Origin of the sequence: Pseudomonas serbica (assembly GCF_028823535.1) — a bacterium.
Taxonomy (GTDB): Bacteria; Pseudomonadota; Gammaproteobacteria; order Pseudomonadales; family Pseudomonadaceae; genus Aquipseudomonas; species Aquipseudomonas serbica.
Map to the genome: position 1 here is coordinate 122,597 of NZ_JAQIYM010000009.1, position 22,795 is coordinate 145,391.

Here is a 22,795-nt window from a genome sequence, read left to right on the forward strand (position 1 = left end):
CCTTTTTCGTCCAAGGCAATCGACATGACCGACACTCAGAATAAGAACTACATCATTGCCCTCGATCAGGGTACGACCAGCTCGCGCGCGATCATTTTCGATCGCGACGCCAACGTGGTCTGCACCGCCCAGCGCGAGTTCGCGCAGCACTATCCGCAAGCCGGTTGGGTCGAACATGACCCAATGGAAATTTTCGCTACCCAGAGCGCAGTGATGGTCGAAGCCCTGGCGCAAGCTGGCCTGCATCATGACCAGGTCGCAGCCATCGGCATCACCAACCAGCGTGAAACCACCGTGGTCTGGGACAAGAACACCGGCCGCCCGATCTACAACGCGATCGTCTGGCAATGCCGGCGCAGCACCGAGATCTGCCAGCAGCTCAAGCGCGACGGCCACGAGCAATACATCAGCGACACCACGGGCCTGGTCACCGACCCATACTTCTCCGGTACCAAGCTCAAGTGGATCCTTGATAACGTCGAAGGCAGCCGCGAACGCGCGCGCAACGGTGAGCTGTTGTTCGGCACCGTCGACAGCTGGCTGATCTGGAAATTTACCGGCGGCAAGGTGCACGTCACCGACTACACCAATGCCTCGCGCACCATGCTCTTCAACATCCACACCCTGGAGTGGGATGCGAAGATGCTGGAAGTGCTGGATATCCCGCGGGAAATGCTCCCGCAAGTCAAATCGTCGTCGGAAATTTACGGCCGCACCAAAAGCGGCATTGCCATCGGCGGCATCGCCGGTGATCAGCAGGCCGCCCTGTTCGGTCAGATGTGTGTCGAAGCCGGTCAAGCGAAAAACACCTACGGCACCGGTTGCTTCCTGCTGATGAACACCGGTGACAAAGCCGTGAAATCCAACCACGGCATGCTCACCACCATCGCCTGCGGCCCCCGTGGCGAAGTGGCTTATGCGCTGGAAGGCGCGGTGTTCAACGGTGGTTCCACCGTCCAGTGGCTGCGCGACGAATTGAAGATCATCAACGACGCCCACGACACCGAATACTTCGCCAACAAGGTCAAGGACAGCAACGGCGTGTACCTGGTCCCGGCCTTCACCGGCCTGGGTGCTCCGTACTGGGATCCCTATGCCCGTGGCGCGTTGTTCGGCCTGACCCGTGGCGTGCGCGTCGATCACATCATTCGCGCCGCGCTGGAGTCGATTGCCTACCAGACCCGCGACGTGCTCGACGCCATGCAGCAGGACTCCGGCGAACGCCTCAAGGCCCTGCGCGTGGACGGTGGCGCCGTGGCGAACAACTTCCTGATGCAGTTCCAGGCCGACATTCTCGGCACCCAGGTCGAGCGTCCGCAGATGCGCGAAACCACGGCCCTGGGCGCCGCTTACCTGGCGGGCCTGGCCTGCGGCTTCTGGGGCAGCCTGGACGAATTGCGCGGCAAGGCAGTGATCGAACGCAAGTTCGAGCCGACGCTGGATGAAACGGCGAAGGAAAAACTCTACGCCGGCTGGAAAAAAGCCGTCAGCCGCACCCGCGATTGGGAGCCACACGAAGGCGCTGAATAAGCCAGGTTGAGGGCTCGTATCGGGATGTAACTGGTAGGGAGCAGATTCCTGCGGCATCATGGGCAAATTTTGCACGGCAGCCCAAAGGACGCCCCATGAATCTGCCTCCCCGTCAGCAGCAAATCCTCGAACTGGTCCGCGAGCGCGGCTATGTCAGCATCGAGGAAATGGCCACGCTGTTCGTTGTTACCCCGCAGACCATCCGTCGCGATATCAATCAACTGGCAGAAGCCAATTTGTTGCGCCGCTACCACGGTGGCGCGGCTTACGATTCCAGTGTTGAAAACACCGCCTACGCCATGCGCGCCGATCAGATGCGCGACGAGAAACAGCGCATTGGCGAAGCCATCGCCGCGCAGATCCCAGACCACGCCTCGCTGTTCATCAATATCGGTACGACCACTGAATCCATTGCCCGTGCCCTGCTCAACCACAATCACCTGAAGATCATTACCAACAACCTGCATGTGGCCTCGATGCTCAGCGCCAAGGACGACTTCGACGTGCTGCTGACCGGGGGCAATGTGCGGCGTGACGGTGGCGTGGTCGGCCAGGCCAGCGTCGACTTCATCAACCAGTTCAAGGTCGACTTTGCCCTGGTCGGCATCAGCGGCATCGATGAAGACGGCAGCCTGCTGGATTTCGATTATCAGGAAGTGCGGGTATCCCAGGCCATCATCGCCAACGCCCGCAAGGTGATTCTCGCGGCCGACTCCAGCAAGTTCGGGCGCAACGCCATGATCCGCCTGGGGCCGATCAGCCTGATCGATTGCCTGGTCACCGACCAGCAGCCCGTGCCAGCGCTGACCCAGTTGTTGAATCAGCACAAGATTCGTCTGGAGGTCGTTTAACACCGAAGGTGCTTAAACAACCTGTAGGAGCCGGCTTGCCGGCGAAGGCGATCTCAGCAACGCCTTCGCCAGCAAGCCTGGCTCCTACGGAACACACGCAATCCCTCCCGCCTTTTAAATGTTCGAATATTTTCCTTTAATCACCCTTCGATGAGTATTTTCAATCGAAGCCGACTGGCTGCGCGCGTCTTTATAGGCTAAGATTTTCGCAAATGAACATTAATGTTCGAATTCAAATACAGAAAATCAAAGAATTCCGAGGCCTTAGCCGATGCCCACTACTCATTTGCCAACGCCGCCTCTCGCCGAGGTCTACGATATCGCCGTCATCGGTGGCGGCATCAATGGCGTTGGAATCGCGGCAGATGCCGCCGGTCGCGGCCTGTCGGTGTTCCTTTGCGAAAAGGATGATCTGGCCAGCCACACCTCGTCGGCCAGTAGCAAGCTGATCCACGGTGGCCTGCGCTACCTCGAACATTACGAATTCCGTCTGGTGCGCGAAGCCCTGGCCGAGCGTGAAGTGTTGCTGGCCAAGGCTCCGCACATCGTCAAGCCCATGCGCTTCGTGCTGCCGCATCGCCCGCATCTGCGCCCGGCCTGGATGATCCGCGCCGGCCTGTTCCTTTATGACAACCTGGGCAAACGGGAAACGCTGGCCGGTTCAAAAAGCCTGAAGTTCGGCCCGGACAGCGCGCTGAAAAGCGAAATCACCAAAGGGTTCGAATACTCCGACTGCTGGGTCGACGATGCGCGCCTGGTGGTATTGAACGCCATGGCGGCCCGGGAAAAAGGCGCCCACGTCCACACCCAGACTCGCTGCGTGAGCGCGCGCCGCACCAAAGGCCTGTGGCACCTGCACCTGGAGCGCGCCGATGGCAGCCTGTTTTCGATCCGCGCCAAAGCGCTGGTGAATGCGGCCGGCCCGTGGGTCGCCAAGTTCATTCGCGACGACCTGAAGATGGAATCGCCGTATGGCATCCGCCTGATCCAGGGCAGCCACCTGATCGTGCCGAAATTGTACGAAGGCGATCACGCGCATATCTTGCAAAACGAAGATCAGCGCATCGTCTTTACCATTCCGTATCTCAATCACTTCACCCTGATCGGCACCACCGACCGTGAGTACACCGGCGATCCGGCAAAAGTGGCGATCACAGAGACCGAGACCGATTACCTGCTGCAAGTGGTCAACGCTCACTTCAAGAAGCAGAGCAGCCGTGACGATATCCTGCACAGCTATTCCGGCGTGCGTCCGCTGTGCAACGACGAGTCCGACAACCCGTCGGCCGTCACCCGCGACTACACCCTGGCGCTGTCGGGCAGCGGCGAGGAAGCGCCCCTGCTGTCGGTGTTCGGCGGCAAGCTGACCACCTACCGCAAGCTGGCCGAGTCGGCGCTGGCGCAACTGGCACCGCACTTTCCACAGATCAAGCCAAGCTGGACCGCCACCGCGACCCTGCCGGGTGGCGAAGACATGAGCACACCGCAGGCGCTGAGCTCGCTGATCCGCGACAAGTACGACTGGATTCCCAGCGAAATCTCGCGCCGCTGGGCCACCACCTACGGCAGCCGGACCTGGCGCATGCTCGATGGGGTACAGAATCTCGATGACATGGGCGAACACATTGGCGGCGGCCTGTACACCCGTGAGGTCGATTACCTGTGCAGCGAAGAGTGGGCAAGCAGCGCCCACGACATTCTATGGCGTCGCAGCAAGCTCGGTCTGTTCACCACCCCTGAACAACAGGAACGGCTCGCCGATTACTTGAGCAAGGTCGAGCAGAACCGCAGCAAGATCCAAGCAGCCTGATCCCCCCTCTGGTAGGAGCCCGGCTTGCCGGCGAAGGCGTCCTCAAGCCTTGCGCCAGTCTGTCGGGCGCCTTCGCCGGCAAGCCGGACGCCTATGGATTCGCATTCGGTTTTCCGAACGCGACTCGGCGGTCAATTCGGTAAACCGGATTTCTTCTGCCCGCCAACGCCCCCAATAAATATTTAATTTCCTTATAAATCAGTTAATTAGCCCATACAGCCTGGCCTGGCACGAGTCATGCTCTACACTCTTGAACGAATGCCTGTTGTGCCAACACTTCAGGAGCCGTCAGGCATTCGAAGCACAAAAGGGCCGAAGAACTGGCTCCATAAAAAAAACAATGTCGAGGAAAATTTGATGCGCATCGTTCCCCATATCCTGGGCGCAGCCATTGCTGCCGCTCTGATCAGCACGCCAGTTTTCGCCGCCGAACTCACCGGCACCCTGAAGAAGATTAAAGAGTCCGGTGTCATCACCCTCGGGCATCGTGACGCTTCCATTCCTTTCTCCTACATCGCGGACGCTTCCGGCAAACCGGTCGGCTACTCCCACGACATCCAGTTGAAAGTCGTCGAAGCCCTGAAAAAAGACCTGGACCTGCCGAACCTGCAGGTCAAGTACAACCTGGTCACCTCGCAAACCCGTATCCCGCTGGTGCAGAACGGCACCGTGGACTTGGAATGCGGCTCCACCACCAACAACGTCGAGCGTCAGCAGCAAGTTGACTTCTCCGTCGGCATCTTCGAAATCGGTACCCGCCTGTTGTCCAAAAAGGACTCCAAGTACAAGGATTTCGATGACCTCAAAGGCAAGAACGTCGTGACCACCGCCGGCACCACGTCCGAGCGCATCCTCAAGGCGATGAACGCCGACAAGCAGATGGGCATGAACGTGATCTCCGCCAAAGACCACGGCGAATCCTTCCAGATGCTGGAAACCGGCCGTGCAGTGGCCTTCATGATGGACGACGCCCTGCTCGCCGGTGAAGCAGCCAAGGCCAAGAAGGCTGATGACTGGGCCGTGACCGGTACTCCACAGTCCTACGAAATCTACGGCTGCATGGTGCGCAAAGGCGACGAGCCGTTCAAGAAGGCCGTGGATGACGCCATCAAGGCCACCTACGCGTCGGGCGAGATCAACAAGATCTACGAAAAATGGTTCATGCAGCCAATCCCGCCAAAAAACCTGAACCTGAACTTCCCGATGAGTGACGAACTCAAGGCCCTGATCGCCAATCCGACCGATAAAGCGGCTGACGACAAGAAGTCCTGATTTCTGACTAACCTTATCTCCTGAGAGGGCCCCGGCCCTTTCGGGGGGTTGTCACTCCCTGCTGGCATTTTTTGGAAACACTCGCACCGGTCGCTGTCGAGCCGATGTCGTGTGCCTGACCGTCAAGGTCGGGCGGGAACGGAGCTTCCCCCAAGCGGGTACCTGTACATCGATCGATCTGAGGGGAGACCCTAATGAATTACAACTGGGACTGGGGCGTGTTCTTCAAGTCCACCGGCGTTGGCAGCGAGACCTATCTCGACTGGTACATCACCGGCCTGGCCTGGACCATCGGCATCGCCATCGCGGCCTGGATCATTGCCCTGACACTGGGCTCGATCCTGGGTGTCATGCGTACCATGCCGAACCGCATCGTATCGGGCATCGCCACCTGCTACGTCGAACTCTTCCGTAACGTGCCGCTGCTGGTCCAGCTGTTCATCTGGTACTTCCTGGTACCCGACCTGCTGCCCGCAGACCTGCAAGAGTGGTACAAGCAGGACCTGAACCCGACCACATCGGCCTTCCTCAGCGTCGTCGTGTGCCTGGGCCTGTTCACCACCGCACGGGTTTGCGAACAGGTGCGCACCGGTATCCAGGCGCTGCCCCGCGGCCAGGAATCCGCGGCCCGCGCCATGGGCTTCAAGTTGCCGCAGATCTACTGGAACGTGCTGCTGCCCCAGGCCTACCGGATCATCATTCCGCCGCTCACCTCGGAATTCTTGAACGTCTTCAAGAACACTTCCGTGGCCTCGCTGATCGGCCTGATGGAGCTGCTGGCGCAGACCAAGCAGACCGCCGAGTTCTCGGCCAACCTGTTCGAAGCCTTCACCCTGGCCACGCTGATCTACTTCACCCTGAACATGAGCCTGATGTTGCTGATGCGCCTGGTCGAGAAGAAAGTCGCCGTACCGGGCCTGATTTCCGTAGGGGGTAAATGATGGAATTCGACTTCTCGGGCATCATCCCGTCCCTGCCGGGCCTGTGGAACGGCATGGTCATGACCCTCAAGCTGATGGCCATGGGCGTGATCGGCGGGATCATCCTCGGCACGATCCTGGCGCTGTGCCGTCTGTCGCACAACAAACTGCTGTCGAACCTGGCCGGCGCGTACGTCAACTACTTCCGCTCGATCCCGTTGCTGCTGGTGATCACCTGGTTCTACCTGGCGGTGCCGTTCGTGCTGCGCTGGATCACGGGCGAAGACACACCGATCGGTGCGTTCACCTCGTGCATCGTCGCGTTCATGATGTTCGAAGCGGCTTACTTCTGCGAAATCGTCCGCGCCGGGGTGCAGTCGATTCCCAAGGGCCAGATGGGCGCTGCCCAGGCGCTGGGCATGACCTATGGCCAGATGATGCGCCTGATCATCCTGCCGCAGGCGTTTCGCAAGATGACCCCGCTGTTGCTGCAGCAGAGCATCATCCTGTTCCAGGACACCTCGCTGGTGTACGCCGTCGGCCTGGTGGACTTCCTCAATGCTTCGCGCGCCAGTGGCGACATCATTGGCCGCTCCAATGAGTTCCTGATCTTCGCAGGTCTCGTGTACTTCATCATCAGCTTTTCCGCCTCGCTGCTGGTCAAGCGTCTGCAAAAAAGGTTCGCCGTATGATCTCTATCAAAAGCATCAACAAGTGGTATGGGGACTTCCAGGTACTGACTGATTGCAGCACCGAGGTCAAGAAAGGCGAAGTGATCGTGGTGTGCGGGCCGTCCGGTTCCGGCAAATCGACCCTGATCAAGTGCGTCAATGCTCTGGAACCGTTCCAGAAAGGCGACATCGTGGTCGACGGTACGTCCATCGCCGACCCGAAGACCAACCTGCCGAAACTGCGTTCGCGGGTGGGCATGGTGTTCCAGCATTTCGAACTGTTCCCGCACCTGACCATCACTGAAAACCTGACCATCGCGCAGATCAAGGTGTTGGGCCGCAGCAAGGAAGAGGCCACCAAGAAAGGCCTGCAGTTGCTGGAGCGTGTCGGCCTCTCGGCCCATGCGCACAAGCACCCGGGTCAACTGTCCGGCGGCCAGCAGCAGCGCGTGGCGATTGCCCGCGCGCTGGCGATGGACCCGATCGTCATGCTGTTCGACGAACCGACCTCGGCGCTGGACCCGGAAATGGTCAACGAAGTGCTGGACGTGATGGTGCAACTGGCCCACGAAGGCATGACCATGATGTGCGTGACCCACGAAATGGGCTTCGCCCGCAAAGTGGCCGACCGCGTGATCTTCATGGACGCTGGCAAGATTATCGAAGACTGCAAGAAAGAGGATTTCTTCGGCGACATCAGCCACCGTGCCGAACGTACGCAGCACTTCCTCAACAAGATCCTGCAACACTAAGAAAACACCGCTCCCCAAATGTGGGAGCGGGCTTGCTCGCGAAAGCGGTGTGTCAGTCGCACCTGTTTTGAATGTGCCGCCGTCTTCGCGAGCAAGCCCGCTCCCACATTGGGTCAGCGGTGATTTTAAGATTTGTGTTGTGGTTGACCCAAGGCATCTGTGATGAAATGCGACCCCAATCTTTATCGCGCCACGTCGCCATCACTCGCCGTGAAACCCCGCCTGATTCGCCATCTGTTCCTGCCGCCGCTGATCATCGCGCTGATGATCGGACTGGGTTATATCGGCTTCTGGACCAGTGAACACTATGGTATCCGCAGCCTCGGCGAAAACGGCCAGCGCCAGCTGGAACTGCACGCCCGTGCCGTCGAAAGCGAGATCAGCAAATACACCTACCTGCCCAGCCTGCTGGAACTCGAAACCAGTGTTTCCAAGCTGCTGGCCGACCCGACGCCGGAACACCGGCAGACCGTCAATGATTACCTCGAAGGCCTGAACCGACGCAGCCGCAGCCGGGCCATCTACGTGATGGACACCACTGGCCGCGTCATGGCCACCAGTAACTGGCGCGATGTCGACAGTTACCTGGGCGAAGACCTGTCCTTCCGTGCCTATTTCCAGAACGCCGTACGCGGTCAGCCCGGCCGTTTCTATGGCATCGGCAGCACCAACGGCGAACCCGGTTACTACCTGGCCCATGGCCTGGAAGAACACGGCAAGATCATCGGCGTCGCGGTGGTCAAGGTGCGCCTCGAAGCCATGGAAGAACGCTGGCAGAGGGCGCGCCTGGAAGCCTTCGTCAGCGACGAGAACGGCATCATCATTCTCTCCAGCGATCCGGCACGACGCCTGAAGTCAGTGGTACCGCTGAGCGAAGAAACCAAGGAAAAGCTCGCCCGCAGTCTGCAGTACTACTGGTTTCCGCTGAACGAACTGCAACCGCTGGCCCGGGAAACCCTATCCGAGGGCGTGGAAAAACTCACCTTCCCCGCCAACAGCGAACTGGTTTCCGATGACGAAAACATCAGCTACCTGTCGCAAACCCGGCCCTTGAGCGACACCCCCTGGAATTTCACCCTGCTTACGCCACTACAGGATTTGCGCCGCGAAGCGATCAACCAGGGGATTCTGGTGGCCGTGGCATTTGCCCTGGTCGCGTTCCTGCTGATTGCCTGGAACGAGCGGCGCAAGGTGATCGCCACCCGCCTCGCCGCCCGGGAAGCCTTGCAGGAAGCCAACAACCAACTCGAGCGTCGGATTACCGAACGCACCACCGACCTGCGCGCCAGCAACGAGCGGCTCAAGGGTCAGATCCGCGAACGTCGTCAGGCCGAAGAGACGCTGCGCCGTGCCCAGGACGAACTGGTGCAGGCCGGAAAACTCGCCGCGATCGGGCAGATGTCCACCAGCATCGCCCACGAATTGAACCAGCCATTGGCGGCGCTGCGCACCCTGTCCGGCAACACCGTGCGTTTCCTCGAGCGTGGTCAACTGGACGTGGCCAGCACCAACCTGAAGACCATCAACGAATTGATCGACCGCATGGGCCGGATTACCGCCAGCCTGCGCTCCTTTGCCCGGCGCGGTGACGACAAGGGCCAGGCCTGTCTCGGCAAAGCCGTGGACGCGGCCCTGCAATTACTCGGCGGACGCATGGAAAACGCCCATCTGCAATTGCATCGCCACTTCGAGGATGTTCAGGTGCGGATCGACCAGACCCGCCTTGAGCAAATCCTGGTCAACCTGATCGGCAATGCCCTGGACGCCATGCAGGCGCAACCGCAGCCAGAGTTGTGGCTCGAAGGCGAAGTATTCGATGGCAAACATCGTCTGCGAGTGAGGGACAATGGCCACGGCATCGATGCCGAAGCGCGCAAGCACCTGTTCGAACCGTTTTTCACCACCAAACCTGGCGAACAAGGTCTCGGCCTCGGCCTGACCCTTTCCGCGAGCCTGGCCGCTGCCACTGGCGGTCATCTGGGGGTCGAGCACCCGGCCAGTGGTGGTACCGCTTTCGTCCTCAGTTTACCGTTGGTAAGCCCCACTTCCGCTGAGCCAATATGAACAACGACCTTAGTGTATTGATCGTCGAAGACGACCCACATGTGCTCCTCGGCTGCCAACAGGCGCTGACCCTGGAAGACATTCCCTGCATCGGTGTCGGCAGTGCCGAGGAAGCCTTGGAACGGGTGGGCGATAACTTTGCCGGCATCGTCATCAGTGACATTCGCCTGCCGGGCATCGATGGCCTGGAACTGCTGAACCGCCTCAAGGCCCGCGACCGCAGCCTGCCGGTGGTGCTGATTACCGGTCACGGCGACATTTCCATGGCCGTCGGCGCCATGCAGAAAGGCGCCTACGACTTCATGGAGAAACCCTTCTCGCCCGAACGCCTGGTGGACGTCGCCCGTCGAGCCCTGGAACAACGCAGCCTGGCACGGGAAGTCTCATCGCTGCGCCGGCAACTGGCCGAGCGCGACTCCCTCGAAGGGCGGATCATTGGTCGTTCGCCGGCCATGCAGAACCTGCGCGAACTGATCGCCAATGTCGCCGATACTTCAGCCAACGTGCTGATCGAAGGCGAAACCGGCACTGGCAAGGAACTGGTCGCGCGCTGCCTGCACGACTTCAGTCGTCGGCACACCCGGCCATTCGTCGCGCTCAACTGCGGTGGCCTGCCGGAAAACCTGTTCGAAAGTGAAATTTTCGGCCACGAGGCCAACGCTTTCACCGGCGCAGGCAAACGGCGGATCGGCAAGATCGAGCACGCCGACGGCGGCACCCTTTTCCTCGACGAAGTGGAAAGCATGCCCCTATCCCTGCAGATCAAACTGCTGCGGGTGCTGCAGGAACGCACCCTCGAACGCCTCGGCTCGAACCAGAGCGTGGCGGTCGACTGCCGGGTGATCGCGGCCACCAAATCCGATCTCGATGAATCGAGCAAGGCCGGTGAATTTCGCAGTGACCTGTATTACCGCCTCAATGTGGTGACCCTGGAACTGCCTCCCCTGCGCGAGCGCCGCGAAGACATCCTGCAACTGTTCGAGTATTTTTTGCAGCAGTCGTCCTTGCGCTTCGACCGCGTCGCACCGGAACTGGACAACCAGACCTTGTCAAACCTGATGAGCCACGACTGGCCAGGTAACGTGCGCGAACTGCGTAACGTCGCCGAACGATTTGCCCTGGGCCTGCCGGCGTTCAAGAAACCGGGTGCAGGCGGCGGCGCCCAAGGCCTGGCTTTCGCTGAAGCGGTGGAAGCCTTCGAGCGCAACCTGCTCAGCGACGCCTTGCAACGCAGTGGTGGCAACCTGACCCAGGCCAGCCTGGAACTGGGCATGGCCAAGACGACGCTGTTCGACAAAGTGAAAAAGTACGGCCTGAGCCATTAAGCGAGACCCGTGTGGACCTGATACTCAAAGCAACCTTGGGCGCGGCGGTGGTGGTGATCCTCGCCGCCCTGGCCAAGACCCGGAACTACTACATCGCCGGGCTCGTGCCGCTGTTTCCGACTTTTGCGCTCATCGCCCATTACATCGTCGGCAAGGGCCGTTCGCTGGATGACTTGAAGACCACCATCGTGTTTGGCATGTGGTCGATCATTCCGTACTTCATCTACCTGGCCACGCTGTATGTGATGGTCGACCGCCTGCGTCTTGAGGCATCGCTGGCCGTGGCGGCCGTGGCGTGGTTGATCGCGGCATCGGCATTGGTCAGTGTCTGGGTTCGCCTGCACGGTTGAGCACAATCTCCTGTTACAGCCTGGCACGAATACCTGCAGGTGCTGGCCCGCCCCTTGCATTTACCCTCTAAAGCCCCTCGGCCGGTCTTCATGTCAATGAAGCCGGTGTCCGGGAGGGGTCTGCCAAGGGTGAATACTGACCTTGAACATTCTAGATCTCGACCACAGCCTCACGGCCCAGGCACCGATCGCGCAGTTGCTCGACAGCGGCCGCGCCAAACGCCTGGACCTGCTCGACCTCGGCCCGAAACTGCGGCTTTGGTCCAGTGAACGCACCTGGCGCCGCTTTTGCGAGCGCTTGCAACAACGCCCCCGCCACAGCGGCCCACAGCCGGAAATATTCTTCTTCGGCTCCGGCGACTACCACCATTTGACCCCGGCTTTCCTCACCGACCTGCCGGAGCCCACCAGCCTGATCCACTTCGACAACCACCCCGACTGGGTTCGGTTCGCGCCGCGCAGGCATTGCGGTTCATGGGTCAACCAGGCACTGAAACTGCCGAACATCCAGCGCATCGTCACCCTCGGTCCCTGTAGCGACGACCTGCAAAATCCGCAGCTCAAGGGCGGCAACCTGCCAGCGCTCAAGCGCGGCGTGTTGCAACTGTTTCCCTGGCAGCACGCACCGTCGCGCATCTGGGGGCTGATCGGCGATGGTGCCGGGCATCGGCAACAGGAAAACCTGCTGCACTGGCACAACCTGGCTGGATTGGACTGGCCGGCGTTTCTCCAGCAACTGATCGCCAGCCTGCCTACGCAGGCGGTGTGGATCACGATCGACAAGGACGTGCTGGCCAGCGAGGACGCCGCCACCAATTGGGACCAGGGCGCCATGCGCCTGAGCCATCTGTTGCAGGCAATTCGCATGCTGGCAGCCGGCAAACGCATCCTCGGCATCGATGTCTGTGGCGACTACGCCAGGCCGGGCTTCAGTAATGTCCTGAAACGCTGGGAGGCCAGGTCTGACCAACCCCCGGCCGAGCGCTGGTGCGAAGCCGACCTGCTGCGCAATGCCGCGACCAACCAGGCTTTGATCGAGTTGCTGGAGGAGCTGTTCCCATGACCTTCACCGTGATCGTGCTGGTGGCGATTTCCATTGTGCTGGACGTCATCGGTCAACTCTGTTTCAAACTCGGCCTTGATCGCTTGCCGGAGCTCGAAGGCGGGTTTCGCCTGAATGCGTTCTGGGGCCAGGTATTCAGCGCGCCACTCCTGTGGTGCGGGGTCGGCGCCTACGTGATCGAGTTCTTCATCTGGCTCGAAGCCCTGTCCAGGGCACCGCTGAGCCTGTTGTTTCCAGCGGCGGCGCTGGCCTATTGCGGTGTGGTGTTGGCGGGCAAGGTCATTCTCGGCGAACACGTCAGCCGACGACGCTGGCTCGGCACGCTGGTGATTACGGCGGGCGTCATGCTCGTGTGTGCGGTCAATGCATGAAGATCGAGCGATGATCAGGAGCAAGGCCGACTGGCTGCACGAACGTCTGGGCACCGTTGTCCTGTGGGTCCTGTTGATCGGCCTGGAAAGCGCGGGCCAGATCGCTACAAAGGTCGGTGGCGATGAATTGGGGCAAATGGACTTCAACCTGCAGTGGCTGCTGGCAGTGGCGGCAAACACCGGGGTCTGGCTGGCAATTGCCTGCTACATCGCTGCGTTCTTCGTGTGGATGCTGATCCTGCGACGCAGCCATTTGTCCCTGGCCTTTCCCTTGAGCTCACTGGTGTTCGTTGGGGTACTGCTGGGATCCTGGCTTTGGTTGGGGGAGCACATCAGCGTGCTGCATTGGTTGGGAGTAGCCGTGATCATGGCAGGGATTGTGTTGTTGGCCGGGGGTGAAGAAACCTGACTCAGCCCATCCGCCATTTCCTCTTTAGGAGCTCGATTGCGCGAAAGCGCCGTGCCTGTCACATCGCGTCGTTTGGTTCGCCAGCAAGCCGGTTCCTACGGACGCTACGGGAATCAGTCGAACTCATAGGCAAGCGCAGCCTGGAATTCTCTCTGACGCCCGTCACCAACGGCTTTGACGATACTGCTGTCGGCCGCAGAACCCGTCAGGTGAATCCAGCTGGCGCTACTCAGCAGCGACCAGTTCGGCGCCAAGGGAATCTCGAAGCTCAGGCTCAGCGCCACGTTCTGCAACCCTCCACTTGCGCTGTAGCGAGCAATCCCCGAAGCCTGTGATTCATCGGCACTGACGCCGAAGTAGGTCTGGGTTTGTCGGGCATCGGCGAAGTGCGCTGTCAGGTTGGTGCTGCCGATCACCCCGCCTCCCACCGGGTAACCCACCTCGCCACCTACTCGACCCAGCACGCCACCCTGCCCGTCGTGCCCGCCGACCGCTTGGCCAACAGAGGCAAATACCCGCCAGAAATCGGCCGGGGCGAATTGCACGAACCCGCCCACCTCGCCCATGTCCGGCACATCGCGCAGGCCCTGCAACTGACCGTTCGCGGTCCGGCCCGGCAGGTAATTCACGAAAGGCCCGGCGCTGAAACCGTTGACCTTGAATGCATTCCAGGTCAGCCCGTCATCAGTGCCCAGGCTGACATCGCCCCAGTCCAGATCGAGGTACGGCAAGGGCCGGGTTTCGTAACGACTGCCGGTCGGATCGTGGGGTTGATAGCTCAGGCCCAGCCCGGCTTCACCGCTGATGCCATCGGCGCGCACGTTGATTGAAAGGCAAGCAAGCGCACCAAGTAGCGCAACTGTAATCCTCGACATGAGGCAATTCCTTGAACGGGACATGCGCGCATCAATCCCCGGATTGCCCCGACCACGCAAGCACTCATGTTGATTGTAGAAACCTACAAAAATTGTAGCTCCGCCTCCGACAATATCTGCCAAACCCCCGGCCCCACGGGGCCAGCCACGATTGGCACAGTCCCTGCTCTGTCCCTTGGAAAGCGCACGGAGCGCATCCTGCCCAATAGGTACAAAACATGATTGACTGGCATATCGTGTGTGATTTCGACGGGACCATCACCCGCACCGACGTGATCGACAGCATCCTCCAGCGTTTCGCCGACCCAGGCTGGGAAGCGATCGAAAATGCATGGCTGGCGGGCGACATCGGCTCCCGAGAATGCCTCAGTCGCCAGCTTTCGCTGGTCAAGGCCACGCCTGCCGAACTGCTCGGCCTCTTCGACAGCATCGAAATCGATCCGCACTTTCCCGATTTCGTCGACCACGCCATCGGCCTCGGCGCGTCCTTCGAAGTGGTCAGCGATGGCATCGAACAAGCCATTGCAAGAATCCTGGCGCGCCACTACGTCAGCCTCCTGCCGATTCTCGCCAATCGCTTGCGCCAGGTCGAAGACAGCCGCTGGCGCATCGACTTCCCGCATGCCAGCGACGCCTGCCGCGGCGCTGCCGGCAATTGCAAGTGCAAGTCTGCACCGATGGCCCGTCGGGTCCTGGTGATCGGCGACGGCCAGTCCGACATGTGCGTAGCCTCCACCGCCGATTTCGTGTTCGCCAAGGATCGCCTGGCCGAACACTGCGAACGCAACAACATCGCTTACGCACGCTTTGACAGCTTCGCCGAACTTCCCGCCCTGCTGCCAAGCGTCAGCGCCGCCAACACTTTCAAACGCGCCACACAGGAGTTTTTCCAGCATGTCTGATATTCGAATCGCCACCGCTGAAGACCAGCTTCTTTTGGAAAAAGAAGCCCGCTATTGCTCCTACGGCGACACCGTCCACTACATAGAACCACCCCGTATTTTCAGCCGCTGCAAAGGCTCGTATGTCTGGGACACCAGCGACCAGGCCTATCTCGACTTGCAGATGTGGTATTCGGCGGTCAACTTCGGCTACGCCAACCCCCGCCTGAACAATGCACTGAAACAGCAGATCGATGCGCTGCCGCAAATCGCCAGTCAGTATCTGCACAAGGGCAAGATCGAGCTCTCGGAGATGATAGCGGTCGATGCCAGGAACAAGTTCGGCCTGGACGGGCGCGTGCATTTCAACGTGGGCGGTTCACAGTCCATCGAGGACTCGTTGAAAGTCGTGCGCAACGCCTCCCAGGGCAAGAGCCTGATGTTCGCCTTCGAGGGTGGGTATCACGGGCGCACCCTAGGTGCTTCGTCGATCACGTCCAGTTACCGCTATCGACGCCGCTACGGCCATTTCGGCGAACGCGCCCACTTCATCCCGTTTCCGTACCACTTTCGCGGCCCCAAAGGCATGACCAAGGAAGAGTACGGCAGTCACTGCGTGAAGCAATTTGCCAGGCTGTTCGAGACTGAATACAACGGCGTCTGGGACCCGAAAGTCGGCCAGTGCGAATACGCTGCATTTTACGTCGAACCGATCCAGGGAACCGGCGGCTATGTCATCCCACCGATGAACTTCTACAGCGAACTCAAGCATGTGCTCGACCAGCACGGCATTCTGCTGGTGGTCGACGAAATCCAGATGGGCTTCTACCGCACCGGCAAGCTGTGGTCGATCGAACACTTCGACGTCAAGCCGGACGTGATCGTCTTCGGCAAAGCCTTGACCAACGGCCTCAATCCCCTCGGTGGCCTCTGGGCCAGGGAAGAGCTGATCAACCCCGGGATCTTCCCGCCAGGGTCGACCCACTCGACCTTTGCATCCAACCCGCTGGGCACCGCCGTCGGCCTGGAGATGTTCAAGATGACCAGTGAATTCGATTACGGCGCGATGGTCATGAACAAAGGCAAGTATTTCCTCGAGGGCTTGAAAGACCTGCAGAAACGTTACCCGATCATTGGTGATGTCGACGGTCTCGGGCTGGCCCTGCGTTGCGAAATCTGCGCTCCGGACGGATTTACTCCAGACAAGGCAACCCTGGACTTCATGGTCGAAGAAGGCATGAAGGGCGACATCGAAATCGACGGCACCCGACTGGGCCTGATCCTGGATGTGGGCGGGTACTACAAGAACGTGATCACCCTGGCACCGTCGCTGGAAATCAGCTACCAGGAAATCGACCTTGCCATCGCCCTGCTCGATCGCCTGCTGCATCGGGCGATGCAACGATGAACGCTCGGCCTTCACCCGAAGCGGTCGACATTGGCGAAGGTGACGCCGGGTTCATTCTCGGCAGCGGGAATGTGGCGGTGTTGCTGATTCACGGCCTGACCGGCACGCCGACGGAGTTGCGTCGCGTGGCCATGGGCCTGGCCGCGGTGGGGTATACGGTCTACGTGCCAACCCTGGCCGGCCACTGTGGCAGCAACGCCGACCTGCAAGCCACGCGATGGCGCGACTGGTACGAGAGCGCACGCAACACCTACCTCGGCGTACGGCGCAAACACCAACGCGTTTTCGTCGGCGGCTTGTCCATGGGTGCCGTGCTGTCGATGTACCTGGCGGCCGAGCACCCGGGACAGATCGAAGGCCTGCTGCTCTACTCGACCACCCTGCGCTACGACGGCTGGAACATACCCAAGGCAGCGATACTCACGCCGTTGCTGATGGCGATTCCGTTCGGCGTGCACCTGTGCCGCTTCAAGGAAAAATCACCTTTTGGCATCAAGGACGAACGCCTGCGGGCAATCGTCGAGCGACAGATGAAGGCAGGCGACAGCGGTAATGCCGGGCTGTTGAGCATGTCCGGGGTCTGTATTCGCGAACTGCACCGGTTAGTGGCGGCAGTGAAAAAACGCATGCCGCACATCACCACCCAGGCACTGGTGGTGCATTCACGCGAAGACGATATCACCAGCCGCTGGAATGCCGACTACGTGGAACGCAATCTCGGCGGACCGGTCGTGAAAATCCTGCTCGACGACTGCTACCACATGATCACCGTCGACCTGCAGTACCGGCAGGTGGTGGCGTTGAGCGTGGATTTTATCCAGCAACGTTTCAAGCAGCAGTCCAACACCCCGCTTTCCGTGCGCCAAACATATCGGCAATTGGCCTGAGACAAGGAAACCCCGTGATCACTGCCCTAGCCTTTTCGACCATCGAGGCCATCGACCGCGATGCCTGGAATGATTGCTTCCCTGCCGAGCTCGAGGATTGGGATTACTACCGGGCTGTTGAACGGGCGGGCATTGCCGGTTTTCAATGGCGCTATCTGGCTGTGTATGAGCAACAGGTTTTGATCGCCGCAGCCGTGGCGTTCACCACTGCCTATTCACTGGACACCACGGTTCAAGGCCTGGGCAAGCGTATCAGTCAACGGTTGCGCCGCTGGTGTCCGGGGCTGCTCGACATTCCGCTCTACGCCCTGGGCTCACCGGTGGCCGAGCGCTGCCATGCGGGCACGCTCCGGCATATCGAACCTGCCAGACGCCCCGCCTTGCTCGAGCAATTGTTGATCCTGGCCCGTAACGATGCGGACCAGGCCGGCATTGGCTTGATGGCTGTGAAGGACGCATCCGACCGGGACCCGCAGTGGTTGCAGGCGTGCCACGATGCCGGCCTGCAAAGCATGCCCGGCTTGCCCGGCGCCGAACTGCCCATCAGGTTCGCCAGCCTCGACGCCTACCTCGACACCCTCGGCAAATCCACCCGCAAGGACCTGCGCCGCACCTTGCGCACCCAGGGGCCGCGTATCGAGTGGCGACGGCAAGTGGAAGATCTGCTGCCGGTCATGATGCCGCTCTACGAATCCACATTGAACCGCAGTGACTTGACGTTCGAACGCTTGCCACCAGCCTACTTCAGCCAGGTGCTGGAACAACTCGATGAACGAGCCGCCTGTGTACTCTATTGGCTCGACGGCGAACTGGTCGCGTTCAACCTGGTATTGCTGGACGACCAGCAGATGGTCGACAAGTTTTTCGCCCACGACCTTGACCGCACCCGCGAACACAACCTGTACAGGCGCAGCTGGCTGGCCAATGTCGACTACTGCATTGAACATGGCCTTACGATCTATGCAAGCGGCCAGGCCGGCTATGCCGGTAAGCTGCGCCTGGGTTGCTCGTTTACCGCCAACACCGTGTTTTTCCGCCACCGCAACCGCTGGCTCAACGGCCTGTTGCGCGGGCTGAAAATGTTTATCCGTCCGGACCGATCCGACCCTGCCATGGCTGCTGCGATAAGCGAAACCCGATGACTAATGCCCCACGCCCCAACACCCGCCCCTTCGCCCTCTCCGGCTGGAGCCTGCAGCGCAAACTGGTGCTGGCCTTCTGGCTGGTCAGCGTGATTCCGACGATGATCGCCGCCGAACTGGCGGCCACCACCCTGTCGCAGATTTTCGACAGCAACGTGCGGATCTGGCTGCAGGAGTCGACCAGGATCGTCGAGGACGAAATCAGCGAAATCCTGCGCGACCATACTCGGGCCGTGCACCTGTTCCTACGCTATACGCGCCCGTCCACGGACCGGCTATCTGCCCGAAATGACAAACTGACCACTGACATCGCCGACTCAATGGGCATCGATGTGGTGGCGCTGGTGCGCAGCAACGATCAAAAAGTGGTATTCAGCACCGTCGCCGACGATATCGTCCGCCAGATCAGCACGGCCCCCAAAGCCACGCTGCAAACCTTGCAAGTCGCCGGGGTGGCCACCGGCACTGTGGTTTCGACCTTCGAGACCGAGCAGGAAGGCCTCGCGTACAAACTGGTGATCGCCACTTATCTGGACAACAGTTTCCTCACCAGCGTGGCGGACGTTCATTCCCTGGACCTGCGCCTGTACCTGGCCAAGGCGGGCGACTTCTCGGAGATTTTCTCAACCCAACGCTTCGAGAATCACCCCCTGCAGGTTCCAGCAAAAATCGAACAGTCCATGCGCCAGAGCAAACAACCCATTGAGCAATTCACCAGTCGCTACAGCGGCATCTACCAACCGATACTCAACGAAAACGGCGAGCTGCAAGGCGTGATCTACAGCGGGCTGCTGCGCCACAGCAGCCTGGTCGGGCTGGTGAACCAGAGCAACCTGTTCATCCTGATTTTCCTGCTCAGTTCGGCGGCCTCACTGGCGGTCGGCTGGATGGTTTCGCAACGGCTGACCAAACCCTTGCGCGGGCTCTCCAAGGGCGTGCAGGCCGTGATTGCCGGGGACTATCGCCAGCGCTTGCCCGTGACCGGCGGCGACGAACTGGCGGAATTGAGCAGCACCTTCAACCACATGAGCGAGCGCCTTGGCCAGTTGCAGCATTTGGAATCGCAGCTGCGTCGCCGCGACCGCCTGCTTGCCCTGGGCGAAGTCGCCATGGGCCTGGCCCATGAAATCCGTAACCCGCTGGGGATCATCAAGACCGCGACACAACTGCTGCATCGGCGCGCCGATCTGCCAGAGTCCGACAAGCGTCACCTGGAATACGTTGTCAGCGAAGTCAGCCGGATCAACGACCTGATCAGCGATTTTCTCGAATTCGCCAAGCCCAGTGCGCCCATGCGTTCTACGCAAACAGTCCGGTCGCTGGTAGAGGATTTGCTGGGCTTCTGCGCACCAGAGCTGGCCAGCCACCACATCGAGGCGCACATCGACGATCAGGCCCCCGGTGCCACCGTCCACGCCGACCCACGACAACTCAAACAAGCCGGCCTGAACCTGATCGTCAACGCCATCGATGCCATGCCCGACGGTGGACAGCTGACCCTTGCGATCAGAAGCGATCCGCCATACACCGTGATCAGCATCCGCGACACCGGCCCGGGCATCGACCCGGACATGCTCGAACGCATTTTCACGCCGTTCGTCACCACCAAGGCCTCGGGCACCGGCCTGGGCTTGGCGAAGGTGTATTCGATCATGGAAAGCCATGAAGGGCGCATCGAGTGCACCAGTGGAAAAAATACCGGCGCCACATTCAGCCTTTACCTACCGGCCAAGGGTGATGGGTTCGACGAGGGTAGCGATGACACATAACGTACTGGTGGTCGACGACGAGCCCAAGCTCTGTGACCTGCTGGCGTCGGCGCTGAATCAGAATGGCATCACGGTGTTCACTGCGGGCAATGGCTTGCACGCCCTGAAAGTGCTGGAGACCGAAGACATCGACCTGGTCATCAGCGACTGGCGCATGCCCGGCATGGACGGTCCGCAGTTGCTGGCAGAAATCAAAAGCCGATTTGCGCACTTGCCGGTGATTGTCATGACGGCCTACAGCACCGTGAAAAACGCCGTGCAATCGATGCGCAACGGGGCGTTCGACTATATCGCCAAACCGTTCGACATTGATGAACTGGACATCACCGTCAGCAAGGCCCTGCAATTTCGCGACATCCTCAAAGACAACCAGCGCATGCGCGCCGAACTCGATGAACACCAGCAAATCGACAGCCTGATCGGGGACAGCCCGAGCTTCCGTCGGGTGTTGCAGGCGATCGATTCGGTACGTGAAAGCAATGCGACGATTTTGCTGACCGGCGAAAGCGGAACCGGCAAGGAAATGGTCGCCCGGGCCATCCACAAACATGGCAATCGCGCCGACAAGCCTTTCGTCGCGGTGAACTGTGCGGCCATCCCCGAAGGATTGCTTGAGAGCGAGATGTTCGGCCATCGCAAAGGCGCGTTTACCGGCGCCGTGGCCGACCGCGTCGGGCGCTTCCTGCAAGCGGACAAGGGCACGCTGTTCCTCGATGAAATCGGCGAAATGCCCTTGGCCTTGCAGGCGAAGATCCTGCGGGCGTTGCAGGAGCGTGTGATTGAGCCGGTGGGCGATCCCCGCGAGCGCAAGGTGGATGTGCGAGTGATTGCGGCCACCAACAAGAACCTGCTCGATGCGGTGGCCAACAAGGAGTTTCGCGAAGACCTCTACTACCGCCTCAACGTATTCCCGATCCCGCTGCCGGCCCTGCGCGAACGGGTCGAGGATATCGCCCCGCTGGCCCGGCATTTCGCCCATGTCCTGGGCGCAACAGCTGGCAAACGCATCAGTGGGTTCAGCCCGGCGGCGCTCCAGGCCATGGCCCGATATTCGTGGCCTGGCAACATTCGCGAACTGCAGAACTGTGTGGAACGTGCGACCATCGTCGCGTCAGGGACGGTCATCGACGACGACGATCTGCCAGCGTACCTGTTTGCTTCAGCCGCGGCCACCTGCAGTGCCATTCCCACCGAGGGCATGGGCGTGCCGTCGGACCTGGAAGCCGCACTGGCGCAGGTCGAGAAGAACTACATCCTGGCAGCCTTGGCCCAGAGCAACGGTGTACAGGCCGCGGCGGCGCAGTTGATCGGTATTTCCGAGCGCAGCTTCTGGTACCGGCTGAAGAAGCTGGGCATTCACGTGGACAAGATCGTGCGCTAAAGAAGGTTGTGTTCAGCCACAGGCTCGATCTGCGCCCAATGCGAAGTGTCCTCTCGATGAGCGCGCAGGTACGGCAAGACTGCCGCCAGCAACGGCGCCTTGAACGCTTCCTGAAAACGATGGGCCAACCCCGGTATCAACTTCAACTGGCTGCCACGCAAATGCGCCGCCAGGTGCACGCCATGCATCACCGGCAACAACGGATCGGCCGTGCCATGCACGACCAGCGCCGGCACCCGTAACTGGTTGAGCAATGCCACTCGGCTCGGCTCGGCCAGGATCGCCAGGATCTGGCGCTTGGCCCCCTCGGGGTTGAAGGCCCGGTCATACGCCAGTGCCGCCTGCTGCAGCAAGGCCTGTCGATCATCAGTCACCGCCGGACTGCCCAGTGCCGCCAGCAGGTCCGCCTGCTGCTCCAATGCGACTTCACGATTGGGCGCCCCCCGACGCGCCAGCAACTGCAACAACGCCGCACTCGGCGCCGGCAATCCTTCGGCTCCGGAAGTGCTCATGATCAGGGTCAGGCTCTCGACCCGTCGTGGCGCCATCGCCGCCATGTGCTGGGCAATCATGCCGCCCATGCTGGCGCCCAGCACGTGAAATTGCTCGATGTGCAACGCATCCATCAGCCCCAGGGCATCGTCCGCCATATCGGTCAGGGTGTAAGGCGCCGACACCGGCAAGCCGAGCTTGTAGCGCAACACTTCGAAGGTCAGGTTGGTCTCGGCCGGCGCTTGCCGCCAGGTCGACAGGCCGACATCGCGATTGTCATAACGAATCACCCGAAAACCTTGCTGACACAGTGCGACCACCACTTCGTCGGGCCAGTGGATCAACTGCCCGCCCAGCCCCATCACCAGCAGCAGTGCCGGATCCGACGCACGGCCGATGCTCTGGTACGCCAGGCTTACCTGGGCCAGATCAACCCGTTGGGTGGCAACATCGACGTCACAGCGAGACGCCGCAAGAGACGGCAGACCGCACAACAGTGCGGCCAGGAATAGAACCCGTGAAAAAAACCAAGCACCCATGGAAAAACACCAAAACGCAGAACCCCAGTAGAG

At 60.6% G+C, this 22,795-nt stretch carries 21 protein-coding genes; 19 read left to right on the forward strand and 2 right to left on the reverse strand.

Annotation, left to right across the window (positions count from 1 at the left end; all coding sequences use genetic code 11):
* Nucleotides 1–24 precede the first annotated feature (24 nt).
* The 13 genes from glpK to NQL71_RS16325 all read left to right on the forward strand — a co-directional run bounded on the left by glpK (nucleotide 25) and on the right by NQL71_RS16325 (nucleotide 13,388).
* Nucleotides 25–1,530, forward strand: coding sequence for a glycerol kinase GlpK (gene glpK, locus NQL71_RS16265; protein ID WP_077185239.1), 1,506 nt, complete (start codon nucleotides 25–27; stop codon nucleotides 1,528–1,530).
* Between the two features lie 95 nt (nucleotides 1,531–1,625).
* The gene (locus NQL71_RS16270; RefSeq protein WP_008056633.1) at nucleotides 1,626–2,381 is read left to right on the forward strand and encodes a DeoR/GlpR family transcriptional regulator; all 756 of its coding nucleotides are present in this window, start codon (nucleotides 1,626–1,628) and stop codon (nucleotides 2,379–2,381) included.
* A 271-nt stretch (nucleotides 2,382–2,652) separates the two neighbouring features.
* Entirely contained in the window at nucleotides 2,653–4,191 is a 1,539-nt protein-coding gene (glpD, locus tag NQL71_RS16275) for a glycerol-3-phosphate dehydrogenase (RefSeq protein ID WP_274643016.1), read from the forward strand.
* A 357-nt stretch (nucleotides 4,192–4,548) separates the two neighbouring features.
* Nucleotides 4,549–5,463, forward strand: coding sequence for a glutamate/aspartate ABC transporter substrate-binding protein (locus NQL71_RS16280; protein WP_046818897.1), 915 nt, complete (start codon nucleotides 4,549–4,551; stop codon nucleotides 5,461–5,463).
* 194 nt (nucleotides 5,464–5,657) lie between these two features.
* Nucleotides 5,658–6,404 carry an amino acid ABC transporter permease gene (locus tag NQL71_RS16285; protein WP_046818898.1) on the forward strand — a complete coding sequence of 249 codons (747 nt, stop codon included), beginning with the start codon at nucleotides 5,658–5,660 and terminating at the stop codon, nucleotides 6,402–6,404.
* Nucleotides 6,404–7,075 carry an amino acid ABC transporter permease gene (locus NQL71_RS16290; protein WP_046818899.1) on the forward strand — a complete coding sequence of 224 codons (672 nt, stop codon included), beginning with the start codon at nucleotides 6,404–6,406 and terminating at the stop codon, nucleotides 7,073–7,075. Before NQL71_RS16285 ends, NQL71_RS16290 begins: the two co-directional genes overlap by 1 nt.
* A complete protein-coding gene (locus NQL71_RS16295) occupies nucleotides 7,072–7,806 on the forward strand; it encodes an amino acid ABC transporter ATP-binding protein (RefSeq protein ID WP_046818900.1) in 735 nt (244 codons plus the stop codon). The genes NQL71_RS16290 and NQL71_RS16295 overlap by 4 nt, the downstream gene beginning before the upstream one ends.
* Before the next feature lie 162 nt (nucleotides 7,807–7,968).
* On the forward strand, nucleotides 7,969–9,870 hold the full coding sequence (aauS, locus tag NQL71_RS16300) for a two-component sensor histidine kinase AauS (protein WP_046818901.1): 1,902 nt from the start codon (nucleotides 7,969–7,971) through the stop codon (nucleotides 9,868–9,870).
* Nucleotides 9,867–11,195 (forward strand): two-component response regulator AauR, encoded by a 1,329-nt coding sequence (gene aauR, locus NQL71_RS16305; protein WP_046818902.1) that lies wholly within the window; start codon nucleotides 9,867–9,869, stop codon nucleotides 11,193–11,195. The genes aauS and aauR overlap by 4 nt, the downstream gene beginning before the upstream one ends.
* 20 nt (nucleotides 11,196–11,215) lie before the next feature.
* Complete coding sequence (locus NQL71_RS16310) at nucleotides 11,216–11,545, forward strand: GlpM family protein (protein WP_162488918.1); 330 nt, start codon at nucleotides 11,216–11,218, stop codon at nucleotides 11,543–11,545.
* A 142-nt stretch (nucleotides 11,546–11,687) separates the two neighbouring features.
* Nucleotides 11,688–12,608: an arginase family protein gene (locus NQL71_RS16315; protein WP_274643017.1), complete on the forward strand. Its 921-nt coding sequence runs from the start codon at nucleotides 11,688–11,690 to the stop codon at nucleotides 12,606–12,608.
* Nucleotides 12,605–12,979: a DMT family transporter gene (locus NQL71_RS16320; protein WP_077185238.1), complete on the forward strand. Its 375-nt coding sequence runs from the start codon at nucleotides 12,605–12,607 to the stop codon at nucleotides 12,977–12,979. The genes NQL71_RS16315 and NQL71_RS16320 overlap by 4 nt, the downstream gene beginning before the upstream one ends.
* A gap of 10 nt (nucleotides 12,980–12,989) precedes the next feature.
* On the forward strand, nucleotides 12,990–13,388 hold the full coding sequence (locus tag NQL71_RS16325) for an EamA family transporter (protein WP_046818906.1): 399 nt from the start codon (nucleotides 12,990–12,992) through the stop codon (nucleotides 13,386–13,388).
* Nucleotides 13,389–13,501: 113 nt separating this feature from the next.
* Here the strand turns inward: NQL71_RS16325 and NQL71_RS16330 are convergent, their stop codons facing one another.
* Nucleotides 13,502–14,263: a MipA/OmpV family protein gene (locus NQL71_RS16330; protein WP_274643018.1), complete on the reverse strand. Its 762-nt coding sequence runs from the start codon at nucleotides 14,261–14,263 to the stop codon at nucleotides 13,502–13,504.
* Nucleotides 14,264–14,481: 218 nt separating this feature from the next.
* Here NQL71_RS16330 and NQL71_RS16335 point away from each other — a divergent pair, with 218 nt between their 5' ends.
* From NQL71_RS16335 to NQL71_RS16360, 6 genes are read left to right on the forward strand one after another with little or no spacing between them, the layout of a single operon-like run.
* Nucleotides 14,482–15,165, forward strand: coding sequence for an MtnX-like HAD-IB family phosphatase (locus tag NQL71_RS16335; RefSeq protein WP_274643019.1), 684 nt, complete (start codon nucleotides 14,482–14,484; stop codon nucleotides 15,163–15,165).
* The gene (locus tag NQL71_RS16340) at nucleotides 15,158–16,552 is read left to right on the forward strand and encodes an aspartate aminotransferase family protein (protein WP_046818909.1); all 1,395 of its coding nucleotides are present in this window, start codon (nucleotides 15,158–15,160) and stop codon (nucleotides 16,550–16,552) included. Before NQL71_RS16335 ends, NQL71_RS16340 begins: the two co-directional genes overlap by 8 nt.
* Nucleotides 16,549–17,439 carry an alpha/beta hydrolase gene (locus tag NQL71_RS16345; RefSeq protein WP_046818910.1) on the forward strand — a complete coding sequence of 297 codons (891 nt, stop codon included), beginning with the start codon at nucleotides 16,549–16,551 and terminating at the stop codon, nucleotides 17,437–17,439. The genes NQL71_RS16340 and NQL71_RS16345 overlap by 4 nt, the downstream gene beginning before the upstream one ends.
* A 14-nt stretch (nucleotides 17,440–17,453) precedes the next feature.
* Nucleotides 17,454–18,581, forward strand: a complete 1,128-nt coding sequence (locus tag NQL71_RS16350) for a GNAT family N-acetyltransferase (RefSeq protein ID WP_248686838.1) — start codon at nucleotides 17,454–17,456, stop codon at nucleotides 18,579–18,581.
* Nucleotides 18,578–20,350, forward strand: a complete 1,773-nt coding sequence (locus NQL71_RS16355; RefSeq protein ID WP_248686837.1) for a sensor histidine kinase — start codon at nucleotides 18,578–18,580, stop codon at nucleotides 20,348–20,350. The genes NQL71_RS16350 and NQL71_RS16355 overlap by 4 nt, the downstream gene beginning before the upstream one ends.
* The gene (locus tag NQL71_RS16360) at nucleotides 20,340–21,731 is read left to right on the forward strand and encodes a sigma-54-dependent transcriptional regulator (RefSeq protein WP_077185233.1); all 1,392 of its coding nucleotides are present in this window, start codon (nucleotides 20,340–20,342) and stop codon (nucleotides 21,729–21,731) included. The genes NQL71_RS16355 and NQL71_RS16360 overlap by 11 nt, the downstream gene beginning before the upstream one ends.
* Here the strand turns inward: NQL71_RS16360 and NQL71_RS16365 are convergent.
* On the reverse strand, nucleotides 21,728–22,762 hold the full coding sequence (locus NQL71_RS16365) for an alpha/beta fold hydrolase (RefSeq protein WP_274643020.1): 1,035 nt from the start codon (nucleotides 22,760–22,762) through the stop codon (nucleotides 21,728–21,730). The two genes, NQL71_RS16360 and NQL71_RS16365, sit on opposite strands and share 4 nt — an antisense overlap.
* Nucleotides 22,763–22,795 lie beyond the last annotated feature (33 nt).